At 37.0% G+C, this 13,553-nt stretch carries 10 protein-coding genes; 3 read left to right on the plus strand and 7 right to left on the minus strand.

Annotated features, from left to right (window positions below; genetic code table 11):
* Nucleotides 1-274 precede the first annotated feature (274 nt).
* Nucleotides 275-1,522 (minus strand): P-loop NTPase fold protein, encoded by a 1,248-nt coding sequence (locus FXW07_RS12850; protein ID WP_229395763.1) that lies wholly within the window; start codon nucleotides 1,520-1,522, stop codon nucleotides 275-277.
* 686 nt (nucleotides 1,523-2,208) lie between these two features.
* On the opposite strand from FXW07_RS12850, the gene FXW07_RS12855 reads away from it, so the two are divergent.
* Nucleotides 2,209-3,702: a hypothetical protein gene (locus FXW07_RS12855; RefSeq protein WP_229395764.1), complete on the plus strand. Its 1,494-nt coding sequence runs from the start codon at nucleotides 2,209-2,211 to the stop codon at nucleotides 3,700-3,702.
* A gap of 486 nt (nucleotides 3,703-4,188) precedes the next feature.
* Here the strand turns inward: FXW07_RS12855 and FXW07_RS12860 are convergent, their stop codons facing one another.
* From FXW07_RS12860 to FXW07_RS12875, 4 genes are all read right to left on the minus strand, one after another.
* Nucleotides 4,189-5,490 carry a phenylacetate--CoA ligase gene (locus FXW07_RS12860; RefSeq protein WP_048119890.1) on the minus strand — a complete coding sequence of 434 codons (1,302 nt, stop codon included), beginning with the start codon at nucleotides 5,488-5,490 and terminating at the stop codon, nucleotides 4,189-4,191.
* 1,216 nt (nucleotides 5,491-6,706) lie between these two features.
* Nucleotides 6,707-6,961, minus strand: a complete 255-nt coding sequence (locus FXW07_RS12865) for a helix-turn-helix domain-containing protein (RefSeq protein WP_048119888.1) — start codon at nucleotides 6,959-6,961, stop codon at nucleotides 6,707-6,709.
* Between the two features lie 281 nt (nucleotides 6,962-7,242).
* Complete coding sequence (locus FXW07_RS12870) at nucleotides 7,243-7,482, minus strand: hypothetical protein (protein WP_198146814.1); 240 nt, start codon at nucleotides 7,480-7,482, stop codon at nucleotides 7,243-7,245.
* A gap of 641 nt (nucleotides 7,483-8,123) precedes the next feature.
* Nucleotides 8,124-9,038, minus strand: coding sequence for a nitrogenase iron protein NifH (locus tag FXW07_RS12875; protein WP_048119883.1), 915 nt, complete (start codon nucleotides 9,036-9,038; stop codon nucleotides 8,124-8,126).
* Between the two features lie 392 nt (nucleotides 9,039-9,430).
* Between FXW07_RS12875 and FXW07_RS12880 the strand changes: the two genes are divergently transcribed.
* Nucleotides 9,431-10,438 (plus strand): hypothetical protein, encoded by a 1,008-nt coding sequence (locus FXW07_RS12880; protein WP_229395765.1) that lies wholly within the window; start codon nucleotides 9,431-9,433, stop codon nucleotides 10,436-10,438.
* Between the two features lie 772 nt (nucleotides 10,439-11,210).
* Here FXW07_RS12880 and FXW07_RS12885 read toward each other — a convergent pair.
* Together FXW07_RS12885 and FXW07_RS19355 are read right to left on the minus strand one after the other, a co-directional pair.
* The gene (locus tag FXW07_RS12885; protein WP_229395766.1) at nucleotides 11,211-12,113 is read right to left on the minus strand and encodes a DUF2971 domain-containing protein; all 903 of its coding nucleotides are present in this window, start codon (nucleotides 12,111-12,113) and stop codon (nucleotides 11,211-11,213) included.
* Between the two features lie 628 nt (nucleotides 12,114-12,741).
* A complete protein-coding gene (locus FXW07_RS19355; RefSeq protein ID WP_346655660.1) occupies nucleotides 12,742-12,936 on the minus strand; it encodes a tautomerase family protein in 195 nt (64 codons plus the stop codon).
* A 269-nt stretch (nucleotides 12,937-13,205) separates the two neighbouring features.
* Between FXW07_RS19355 and FXW07_RS12890 the strand changes: the two genes are divergently transcribed.
* Nucleotides 13,206-13,538 carry a nucleotidyltransferase family protein gene (locus FXW07_RS12890; protein ID WP_229395767.1) on the plus strand — a complete coding sequence of 111 codons (333 nt, stop codon included), beginning with the start codon at nucleotides 13,206-13,208 and terminating at the stop codon, nucleotides 13,536-13,538.
* Nucleotides 13,539-13,553: the final 15 nt, after the last annotated feature.

The raw sequence follows: 13,553 nt of genomic DNA on the forward strand, positions 1-13,553 counted from the left end.
TACGGAATCTTCACTCATTTGAATATTATAAACATAGATTTTATTATGTACCCGTTCAAGAATTTCTTTATAGATTGCATCACATAAAACAGGTTCATTACAACGAACAAACGCAATCGTGCAATCGTCTGAGAGATCAAGAAGTGTAACTATCTCTTCAATTTTCATTAAATGAGAGGGGTTTAATTCCATACTTTTACCTTTTAGACTCACAAGTTAATGTAAAACTTTCAACCTTATTCAGCAATGATTTTTATTCATGCCTTCATATTTATTACCTTGGAAGAAGATTTTTCTCTTCGAGAATCGACCTGACTATTGGATTAACATCACACCAGCTTCTCCCATTTTTGTATTCAAGCACGCTGAGGTTATGAAGCAGACCAACAAGTTTTTCGTCTCGTTTTATATCCTTTGTTTCGTATATATTCAAAAGTACTTCATAATCTTCATCGCTCAACTGCGCCTGATATGAGTTTTTAAGTCCATTTATTACTTCTACGACAATATCTTTGTCTATCAACGTTTTTCTTCTGGCTATGGCACGTACTGCTGAATCTCTAATTATTCGTATGAACTCTCTGATAACGCCGCCACTCATGTCAATAATATACTCAAGGGCATCAGGAGTAAATAGGTCAGTCGAGACTCTTTTTGCCACAATTTGTTTCATGAAGGTTCTGCCATTTGTTTCTTTTACATTCTCGTCTTTTTCATGAACTTTGATATTCGGATAAATTATGTCCTCACTAAAATTCATTTTAATCTGGGTGAATTTATTCGAGCTTCGGAGAGAAATTGGAAATGTATAAATGATTTTACAAATTGGCTGAGTTAGCTGAGTGCTATGGCAGTAGAATAAATTTAATGCTTTCTCATAGTCGCATTTTTCAAGGTTGTCAATTATGACAACTACCTGTTTTCCACTTTTTTCGATTTCAGCGATTATGTCATTTATCAAGTTAATTAGTTCAGAAACACGTGGCTGAATCTCCTCTCTTATTTCTTGCCTGGTGGTTGTTTCACTTTTCATCCTTGCCAGTAATTCGATGAAATAAGCAGGTAAACTTAAGCCTGCACCTGCTTCCACCTTATCTTCAGATATCTCTGTCCTTGTTATGGATTTTCCCCATCTTTTTGTTCTTTCAACCAGTGAAGGACTTATATCACAGTTTTCCTGGCACTTTTCCATTATTTTTGTAAGTATTGAAAATAAGACATCTGTGTAGTTGATATCATTGTTATCAAGGAGGTCAAGGACACTAAAATGTACGATAAAAAAACTACCTTCCATTTCTCTGTTCAGGTATGAAACAAGACGGTTTAATGCTGTTGTTTTACCTGATCCTCTATGACCAGTGAAAAGGAGTTTAATTGGCTCGTGAGTTTCAAGGCTAAGTTCAAGGCGGATTTTAAGCTCGTCAATATTTGTTTCATTTTGATCAATTTCGACATAGTAGTTTTTCAAATCATCATTTTGAAGAGCTTTATTTGGATTAAATAGATGGTAAATTTCCTTCAAGTCTCCGGCCATTGTTATACTTCCTTATTACAAATTTATGTGGTTTCAATATGAAGTGTGTGTGATTATGTGGTTTTAATAGGAAGTGTATGTAATGAACAATATATAATCTTTTGAGTACAATGCTTTTTATGAGGCTTCTTATTTTGTTTTAAGGATACCTTCAGCTTTAGATACTCTGTAGTTTCGGCTAAGAGTTTTGGATAACTTACTTCATTTCTGTAGTTTTGGATAAGAGTTTTGGATAACTTACTTTAGGCTTTCCGGAAAGGCCGCTCTCCTGCGTCGAGCGTTGAGTGTCCGGGATATTAGAAAGCAGTATTTACAACCGGTTATTTGGGCATAACATGAAAAATGGGCTTTAAAGTTTTGTTATATGTTTTGGGTATTTCTGTGACACTATTTTTACGAAATAGAAACAGATCAAAACAGGATGAGTATAAGGGTTCATTTGAACAATCAACAGATCAACTATTCAAGTATAATTAACGCTCCACCAAGGTTTCTAATATATTTAATGATTATTATATTGTCAGTCGCAAAGATTTACATTTTATTTTTAGAAAGAATCAAAAACACACAGTCTTAAAAGAGATTGAAGAGATCCTTTCTTTTTAAGTGCAATTTTTATTTTTTAAATGTAATTCTTTGCTAGAATAACTATAGCTTATAGGGGGATATGGTATATGAAAAACTGTATACCAGTTATAATACTTGGCATTTCGTTTATACTGCTAACAGGAACCGGCCTCGCAGCGAATGAAACATACGAAGCGGGAGCTTTTCAACAGGCTTTAGAACAGGAGGGGTTCACCGTACAGGAAGGTGAACTGGGTTACTTCGATTTAATAGGGATGTTAGAGAAAGGAATATTACCTTCTGCATATGGAAACAATCCCACCACAAAATATGTGGCATATTTTGTTCCAGCAGCAACTGGTCAGGGAGTAGATGAACGGATTTCTAAATTAACCAGTACGCTTGGGATGAGCGGGAATACAACTCCATTCTGGAACCTTGGTCCTGATGAAGCTGTTGTTTTCGTGGGAAGAACACCTCCGGAATGCAGGTACTTCAGCTACGATCATTACATAATGCACAGGACGATTGGTAATGAAAGGAGATGGCTCTTTTCCAACATAGCAGATACGGTGAACGACCTGGTTATTAAAACCGAAGGGACTCCAAACGGGTCGTCTGGAAATCCTTTCAATCAAACCACGGTAATAATAATTACGGCCGACAGAGGCATTGACCAACGCATCCGGGCTGCTGCCCAATCTGCGGGATACTCAGACGATATAATTAACACCCAGGTGTTGCCATCAACCATATTAAAAATGGGTCTGGAGAATGATTCCGATACGTTTGCCGCATTTGTCCGCCCAGCCTTATTCAATGACACACAGGCTGGTGAGGATTACATAAATAATACGCCTGCAACTGTTTTCAGGATTACACCCAACAACACTACGGAGCTGGACCCGTATGATTATCCGGAGCTAAGAGTCCGCGGAACCGGGCAAACAGAGTTTGAGCTTATGGATGATCTCGAAGAGCTAAGGATTGCAATTCTTAACAAATATAATGAGTCAAGTGCCACAGAACTTCCGACCAGTCAGGCAGTTCCAGTAGGGAGTGATGCTATCCAGAGAGGAATTAACGGTGTAGGGCCTAACAACGATGCGTGCTATTTATGGACAGCAAACCAGACTGCCTCTTCACCGACACCTCCTTTCGTTAACACCTCGCTGTACTATCCTTTCTTGCGAGAACCGGCAATTACCCTAGGCAACGATTCCAATGAATTCATAATTGTCTATGGGGTTAACCATGTAGCCACAGGAAAGGCGACGTACTCGAACTTCGCAATATACGGAGCAGATGTGTGGAATGGCGTTAGAGCAATTACAGACGCAGATTTCAATGGATCTGCCGAGGAATACCTCCATGACAATCCAAATGCGAAATACCTGTATGTCTACAAGCTCGCCAGGAACTGCAGCGAAGATGATCAATACTGCTATGAGGTTCCCTACGGTGTGGGAGTTCACGGCATAGAGCCGGATCAGCCGCTTTTTGTTGCCTGGAGGGCCTACATGGAGAACACAACAAAAACCGGGCCAGCCTACTCAGAGATAGTATACGACCGGGCTATAAAATTTGATCCAAAGAGTTAAGGGGAAAGCAACCGGGATATAAGGCAAATTCAAACTCTGGCTGATATGTGTTACCTATAACACATATCTTCATTTTTCGTATTCTTCATTTTTCGTATTCTTCATTTTTCGTATTCTTCATTTTTTGTATTCTTCATTTTTTGTATTTACAAGCCAGAGCTGTATTTTATAATACTTTTTTATTGCTTCAGATGGCCAAAATAGATTATTTTAAAATTTTGGCTTATTGTAGGCTTCATTTAAACAAAATCAAAAAATTTCAGTTTATTTTAAGATTTTACGCAAAAATCACTCTATTTCGTCGAGCATAGGGTTGTCCGGAGTTCTGAAGGTTCTGAAAAGCGATTCTCTCTGCTACGCGAGCTGGATAATAGAAACTGGAGTAATCTAAAAAAGACTGCTGAAAAAGAGGTCTCAAAAAAGGTTAAAAAAAGACCAGGGAATAATTTTTCCCTGATTTCTTGATAATTGAGGCTGCCCTTCCGGTTAGAGCTGCGGCCGCCTGTCGATGATTCTCTTTGCCTTTCCTGCAGTTCTTTCGATGCTACCTTTCTCAAGGAGCTCGACATTTGTGCGGATATTCAGGACGGCTTTGAGTTCGTGCTGGACATAATTCTGGACGGCTTTAAGGTCTTTGAGATCGCCGGTAAAGGCATTATCTTCGAGTTCGACCTCGATTGTAAGTTCGTCTAGCATGTGTTTATTACGGTCAAGGATGAGCTGGAAGTGTTCGCCTACCTGCGGGATGCGAGAGATCACGTCCTGGATCTGGGAGGGGAAAACGTTGATTCCTCTTACGATCAGCATGTCGTCGGCTCTGCCCATGAGACGGGAAATTCTTGTGGTTGTCCGGCCACACTCACATTCGGATTCAAGAAGCCTTGTCATGTCGCCTGTGCGGTATCGAACGTTGCAGAAGCCTTCCTTGTTGATGGAAGTGAGGACAAGTTCGCCTTTTTCACCTTCTGATACCTGTTCTCCGTTTTCATCAAGGACTTCTACAAGGAAGTTATCGCTCCAGATATGCAGGCCGTCCTGCTCCTGACACTCAAACCCGATTCCTGGACCGAACATTTCGGACAGACCGTAACAGTCATAGGCTTTAAGGTTGAGCCGCTTTTCGAGCTGCTTCCGCGTGTTTTCGGACCAGGGCTCCCCTCCGAATATAGCGGCTTTTAAGGAGAGTTTGTCTATAAGATCCATTTCTTCAGCGGTTTCGGCAAGGTAAAAGGCATAAGAAGGGGTACAGTGGATTGCAGTTACGCCGAAGTCGATCATCATTTCAAGCTGCCGGGCGGTGTTTCCTGTTGCAGCCGGCACGACCATTGCGCCCATTCTTTCTACACCGTAGTGGAAACCTATGCCTCCGGTAAAGAGCCCGTAATTCATTGAGTTCTGAATAGTGTCGCTTTTTGAAAGCCCAATCATCGTGAGGTCACGGGCGACCAGGTCAGACCAGGTTTCAATATCCTTTGCCGTGTACCCGACAACTGTCGGTTTCCCGCTGGTTCCGGACGAGGCATGGATACGTACTATATCTTCTTTTTTGGCAGCGAAAAGCCCGAAAGGATAGTTGTCCCGAAGGTCGGTTTTCCGTGTAAAAGGCAATTTACGGACATCATCGAGGGTCTTGATGTCATATGGAGTGACTCCGGCTGCTTTGTAATTTTGCCTGTAAAAAGGAACATTGTCATAGACCAGCTTTACGCTGTGTTGAAGGCGTTTTAGCTGTAATTTCTTCAATTCTTCGGGATTCATTGTTTCGTATTTCGGCTGCCAGTATTTCATTAACAGAACCTTCTTTTTTATTTATGAAACCATTATCAGGTTGTAAATTTTAATACATGAATGCCATGTTTCTACATGTCATGATATATTAAGTAATCTAATGAGTAATATAAAACGTTCGGAAAAATCAGGTGTACTGTAATCCTTACTACATATAAACGTTGTTGAGGAGGAGGGTTTTGAGTTGGGAGGTTTGAGAAATCCTGATATTTGCCTGTGATAGGGGAGCAATGAATGTGAACTGACCTGGATTCTATCCGAAAAGTAAAAGAACTACATTTTAGGATAATATTGCGTTGTAACATTTATTTAGGAAAAGAGATGCGTTCCCACCTGAGAAATTCTGGAAGTTCCGAACGGCACTTATTAAGTCTTGTTCAGGAAGAGGTTTGGTATTGGACTCACGGGTTGCGAGCTTCTTATCTCTTCACTTTTATATTATATTTTTCGGAGTAGGCGTTGAAGTATTTCTTGTGGAATAGGTCTTGCTATGTGGTCTTGTAATAGATGAGAACGCAATTTATACTATGCTCTCACTCTATATAATATTTTTAACAAATAATATTATTTTAACTCTATTTTGCTAATATAGAGATCTAATTTTTCTTTACTGGTTTAACCTTATAGCATTAAGCTACGGTACAAGATTGTGGACCACCCCTAAGCTAAACAGGCTTCCCGGCAATTATTGGCAGTAATAGAGAAGTGCTAGAAAGAAGAGACTTTTTATTATTTTCTGGTCTCTTTAGATTTCCACTTTAAATCGTGAAAAACTAAAAGGCTCTTCGTTGTTTTGTGTGGATATCCTCATAATATTTTCATGAAAAACAATACAGCCAAAAAACAATACAACCAAAAACCAATACAGCCTTGAATTGAAAATCATCTTATCCATAGGGGATGACGAAGAGCCTATTTTCTTTGATATGAGAGATTGTAGCCAAAGCAAGGTCATTCAAAACTGATAGTAGTCTAACTAATGTTTGAAATTGGAGAAAAACCAGAAAAAATTAAAAAGACTCTCACTATCTTGAATTTTGAATAATTAGTCAGAGTATGAAATATAGGAGAGAAGTTTTGGATTTGAGATTAACTCTTAAAATTAGTTATTAACAGTAGTTTTCTAAAAAATAATTGAGGTTTATATGCCTCAAAAATCAAATATTCGAATATACAATGAAGTTTGATCCAGTTGCACAGAAAAGCATTTTTTAATTCATACTGCCAGAACCTGATTTGAAGGCTTTCTTATTTCATAAAGACTCTGACGTGAGTCAATGAAATAAAAACGTTCCATTAAAATTTTTTCTTCCTTTAGCCTGTTTATTGCATATCTTACTGTGCGTGAAGGAAGTATTGTTTCACGAATTATGTCTTTCTGTGTCATCTGCCCTTTAGCTTCAAGTGTTTTAAATACCAGCTTTGCCGACGGGGGCAGTTTTTCAAGTTTTTCGTAGTTAATTTCATTCACATTGTTGTTTATAGATTCATTTTCAACAAAAACGATCCCTCATAGTGAATCACCATTTCCATAGAAGGATTCTTTGTTTTTAAACCTTTTGGCCGAAATTTCCAAAAGGAACACAAAAAGGATATTTGTTTACCCAATAATCCAAAAATGGCTTTTTCAATAGCCATTTTTTGTACAATTGTGACTTTCAGTAACCCATATGTAATATGCCCTAAACTAGAGCATAGTATTATTTCAAATATTTGACTAACTTGAAATAAATAATTAGCTAAGACGAGTAATTAGCTAATAACAATCAGTTCAAATGTCCCATCCATACATGAGACTGCAAAGTCATGGAAATGTTTCATGTTATCTGACATCTCTTCGTAAATTGAGTGGGAAATGTATATTTTCATATGCGGTTTTTTGTCAGGATATTTTTTAAGCTCAAGGTAAAGCTCCTTGAATATTTCAATCAGAGTTTTCAGGTTAATGCGTCTGATTATTCTAATATGGCCTATCCCCTCCGAATCAATCATAATTCGGTAATTTTTGTTTTGCTTTAGATTTCGCTCACTTAATCCCATTATTTCTACCGCAATGTATGATTTTTAATTGATTGCTGACTTCACAATTGTGAAGTTATAATTTATATTGTTCACAATCGTGATGATAATTATTTTTTAAGATATAAAAGTGTTTTGTCCACATAACGAACAAATCACTGGAAATTTCCGATGAAACTATTTGAAAAAAGCAATTGTCGCTAGTAAAAAACCGATGGAAGAAAGAGATGAAAGAAAGTGATAGAAGAAAAAGATAGAAGAAAAAGATAGAAGAAAAAGATAGAAGAAAGAGATGAAAGAAATTGATAGAAGAAAAAGATAGAAGAAAGAGATGGAATGCCCCAATGCCCAGATAAGGATTTAAGTTCATCGAGTTAAAAACTGTAAGTTCGAAAACTCCTGCTATATGAGTAATTCACAACAGGAGCTTTGGATTCATTTAGTTTTAAATTTATAAAAGAGTTTGAGATACAAATTTCAGACTTTGTAGAAATCCGGTGGTTGGAGGAACCTCAAATACCTGTGACTCAAGACGTGAAATGGATTTCAATAATTGGATCTGATCCGTTTCTGTCGATTTGAAGAGATTTCTACAGAGCCGAATTTTGAGTATCTCATGCTTCGGAACTTATTGGTGTTCCTTCTTCAATGCTACTGCTTTTCATTTTTCCTTCATGTCCATGTACCTGTTCACGCTCCCTGAGGAGTATATCTGACCAGCTTTCAGCCCATGTTTTGAGTTCTTCAGACTCGAGAGGCGCAGGAACATATTTCTTATTGTTATTCAAAATGCCTCTTGCAAGTTCTCTATATACCTCAGCCTGCTCAGAATCAGGTGCATGTTCAACTACAGTCTGTCCTCGGAGTTCACTTCTTGTAACATCAAGTGAACGGGGAACATATCCGGCAATTGTTGTTTTTGTCTGACGTGCAAAATCATTTATTATCTCTTTTTGAATCGGCTGGTTCATTGAATTTGCAATTATTCCGCTGAAAAGGGCACCGCCGTTGTTTGCATATTTCCTTATTCCTTTGAAGAGATTATTTGCAGCATAGATCGCCATGAAATCCGAGGATGCAACAGTGTATACCTGTTCTGCTACCCCTTCACGGATAGGAATTGAGAATCCTCCACAGACGACATCTCCAAGCACGTCATAGATTACAACATCGGGGTTAAATTCCTCAAAGACATTTTTTTGCCTTAAGAGTTCGATTGCAGTAATAATACCTCTGCCAGCGCATCCGACTCCAGGCTCCGGGCCTCCTGCTTCCACACAGAGAATTCCATTGAACCCCTCATAGACGATGTCACTGATCTCAATTCTTTTTCCGCTTCTCATAGCATCAAGAACCGAAGGAATCGATTTGCCTCCCCTCAGGTTATTTGTGGAATCGCTCTTGGGATCACAGCCTATCTGCATTACTGTAAGACCCAGGTCAGAAAGAGCCGCTGAAAGATTTGATGAGGTAGTTGATTTACCGATACCGCCTTTTCCATATATTGCGATGTTTCTTGCTTTTGTCATTTCATCACCATACAGGGAAACAAACAAATCCGATTTATAAGCTCACACTTCAGCAATAATTGACCTGGAAGTTCTGTTTTTCTTAATTTTGCGGCAAAAATCTCTGCTATTTCTCAATTATGCTTAATTGAAGTCAGACAGTTCATTCAGAGTTGTCAAAAACACAACTGCTAATTCAAATAAAAAGAAAAACACAACCAGTAACTGACAGTTGAAATGAAATAATTGCAAATAACGCCTGTTTAATATAGAGCTTATCAGAAAAGCAGTAATGGAATGCTGAAAAAGTAAGTAGCTTCCTGTATTAGTTTTTTCTTTCTTTTCCCCCATATTGCTAATGATCAGCAATGTTGATGTAGTTTTCCAGTATTACATCCTTTATGGGGATTAATATGGGGAACAAAATAATACATCTAGCACTTGCTTTGATTTTTCTCATAAACTTTACATCAATAGCAAACGCTGGCAAAGAGACTATGATTATAAGTTCGAGGCTAACATCGAGTCCATCAATCTATGGCAACATTGTCACATGGTCTGATACTTTTGGTAACATGGTTGGCATGTATGACTTGACTACGGGAAACATAACCGGACTGGGATATGCACAAAATAGCCCATCTATTCAGGGAGATAAAATTACATGGTGGGATGGTGAAAGCGTGATCGTGTATAACATTTCCACTGGTAAAGAAACTAAAATCGATAATACGAGTACACCAGCGATCTATGGTGATAATGTTGTGTACGTAAGGTCAAAATATGTTGATGGTCAGCCTGCATATTATCAAAACGCTGAGTATAACAGTTTATATTTATACAACCTTAGCACAAGTGAAGAAGTTCAACTAATTCCATATACACATGATCTATTTGGTACGCATCCTCGGTGGGGTTTTTCTACTTACGGAAATAAGATTGTATATGGACGGATGAATCGGGCAGATCCAGGCGAATATAGTGCAAATATTTCCATATACGACATACCTACAAAGAGAATAAGTGACATCAGCAGAACCGGTAGAGCAGGTGGCGGTAAAATTTACGGAAACATTGTCGTGTGGATAGAATATAAAAATAAATTAATGAATGTAATGGATGTCTATATGCGAGATATTGCTAAGCATGAAACACGCCAGATCACTTTTGATGGCAATTCGACTAATCCAGATGTATATGGTGATAGAATAGTGTTGGAAAAAAAATACAGAGGAGGAGAAAAATGGTCGAGTGACATTTACATGTACAATATCTCAACTAACGAGACAACTCGTATTACTGACAGCACTTATGCAAGAGAGCCTGCAATTTACGACGATAAAATTGTATACATAGACTCACGCACTGATCCAGAGCACCGGGAAAACAGAGATATATATTTGTATAATATTTCAGCTTGAAACTCTAAGGCGAAAGGCTCCTTTCTTTTTAGGGCGGGGTATAAAAACTAGAAGGTCCTAGATAAGTTGCAGTTGCAATATTTCTCATTTTTTTCTTTGGTTGTCTCCTAATGTACGAAAATTGTCAAAGATTTATGCACCGTTCACGTTTGATGGAATAAAAAAGGTTCAGGCTCCTGCAGCCCTTAACCTGACTTTTTTTCTGTTTTTGTTTCTTTTATTTATTTCTTGTGAAGCGCCTTAATATGCTTCTAATATTTCCAGGCGTGTTTTTTGAGGGAATAGTTCGAATTGTAGTTTGTCTTGCGATGTGCTTAGTTCTCAAAGAACAGACTAAGATATCCTTCCATGCAAGGCTTATCCAGCCAGATCAAAAGCGAAGTACTTAAGATGTGTTTGTGCAGGTTCTTATGGGTTCAAATCCTATCCCTCGCACTAGAATCTATTATTATTTCATAATGAACGCTTAATAAAAATGATATGATTTATATTCAAATACAAGTTTTTCTTTCCAGGATATTTTAGTTTCGTCTTTAATTTTTATCTAAAGTAACAACCTTATTTATATAATCGGGTATATGTACTCTTTGGTTTTTGGTGGGTATTTTTCAAGTTTACAACCAAACCATATAATATTCTTTAAAATCATAATACTAACTCATACTAACTCAAATTTTCAAAAAAGTAGCATCAAAATAGTGAGAATCACAGCCTAAGGGCTGTAATCAAAATTTATTACTTTAAATTTGCAGATGTCATGAAAATAATTTATTCAATTAACTGGTAAAGATTCTAAATAACAATTAATACCTTCTTTCTCTATTTTTTTAATTTCTAATGCATATTTATCTTTTACATATAAAGCTTTATAAAAGCTAACTTTCTCACCTTTATTTATATAATGTTCGCAAACTCTATTATAAACTTCTTGAGCATCACTACGTTTTATCTTCAATCCAAAAATAATACCTTCTAACTTATTTTTTTCATATTTCTTTACATATTCTCCGTGAAAATATTTTTTAAACACTAGCATACGATATTCTTTTTCATATTTCCAGTCACAATATTTGGTTGTAAAACATTCCCAAACTTGATTTCCAACTTCTGTTTCATTTAAGTTTAATGTATTTACTTCATCTGGACATTCAGCTTTATATTCTACTTCCCTTAGTTCATTAATGTTTGAGTTCAAATCGCTTGAGTCCAAAGTTAATCTATACATATCGTTTAGTTTCCCAGATCTAGAATCAAATACTAGGGATTTTTTAGTTTTGAAACAAAGGCATACTCCCCTGTGACTATCGGCATAGTGACTCCACATCAAGATGCTATCATTTCTTGTGCTGAAACAGCAGACTCTAGGTAGAATACTGGAATCAATATCTGAATAAGATACAATTTTCTCTCCCTGTCTTGTTGACTTCCCATTTTTTAGATCATCTTCAACTTTTCTCTCAACGTTTTCCTTTTTCCACCCATATTTTACATGATAAGCGATCCACTCTTTTTTTGTGCCTTTTTTGCAGAGAGTGATTTTGCAATCAAAAGGATCATTAAATTCTGTGGGATCACGAAAGAATAATTGATTGTTTGATAAATTATTTAAAAAGTTGGTGCTTATTCTATGATACTTATAAAATAATGGTTCTTTGTCTATCTTTTCATCATCCATAGTACGCAAAAAGATAACATTCAATAAATCTGTTTTGAAATAAGCCAATATAAAGTATTATAAAATATTTTATCTGAACTTTTAATTAATCTTAATTCTGTCTTTTTGTTAGGTTGTTTAGTTGCTTGTGAGCCTATCCCAAAACCCAAAATTAAGTCTCTGAATTTCAACTTGAAATGACCAATTAGCTTCCGATAATGAAAATGACTATGGGACTTTTATTGATGTGAAAAATAAATTGATTTTGGGAAGAAAGAAAATAGCAGTTTATAAAGAAAATAAAGAAAGTTTTTCTTAACCTTATTTTGTTTAGTTGTAATCTTTGGATGTGAATTGGTTTTTCACATGCCATATACGAGCTCGCTTAAGGACTTATCTGCTTGTCCAGGATAGAATGAGAGGAGACGATTTCAATAAAAATATAGGGACTACGTGTGAGTTGTAAGGGATAAAATAGTCGATAAAGTCTCCTGCCAATGCTCATAACAATATTAGACAATACTTACACTCCGCTTTCTAAAGCGTTTTATTCTCTGAGGATGTTGACAGTAATTGTGCATAGGAACGGTGAGATCGCTAGCAGACATCAAATCCTGCCAGCTAATCTCCTTTTTTTCCTTAGTGTGGCTTAGGGCTTCTTTGAAGTACCCTCTTGCATGGCCCTTACTTCCTCCAATCCAATTGCCTGTCCACCTACCCCCCAGATTCCGCTTTTTACTTCCTGGACTACTACCAATGTATAGCTACGGAGGTCTTCTCCCATGAACGAGACTACAACGTCTGTTACGTCCTTGATAAGCTTCTTGATCTCTTCCTCGGGAATACACCTTCAATGAGTTTGATATCAACAAGTGGCATTTCTTCTACCCAATATGTACAGTTTAGATTTTTAGACAATGTTTTTATTTAATTAATTATATAATATTTCTTACTATAAATACGCTATTTATAAGGAGAATCAAAAAGTGTTTCTCAAGGGTTATTGATCTTATAGCAACTAGTAAACTGAGCCTTACTTTTAAATACAGAACACAAAAATATATTACAGGACTAATTTCGAGTAATAGCTTAAACTCAAACCTATGAGGACACATGACAGTCAATACCGTCATTAAACCAAGCGACAAAAAAGCAAAGGATGCAGCATCTTTCTCGAAAATTCTCAGGCAGCATCTTCCGAGACTTACACAGGAGTATAATATCAGCTATCTGGGGATTTTTGGTTCTTACATTCGGAAGGAACAAAAAGAGAATAGTGATCTTGATATTCTTGTAGAATTCTCTAAAGAGCCTGACCTCCTTGAATTCGTCGGGCTCAAACAGGAACTTTCAGAAATTCTCGGCGTAGAAGTAGATCTTGTCATGAAAAGTGCTTTAAAACCGAGGATAGGGGAAAGGATTCTTGAAGAGGTCGTGCAGATATGACTGAGCGTGATGTAG

Origin of the sequence: Methanosarcina sp. DH1 (genome assembly GCF_020804205.1) — an archaeon.
GTDB lineage: Archaea > Halobacteriota > Methanosarcinia > Methanosarcinales > Methanosarcinaceae > Methanosarcina > Methanosarcina vacuolata.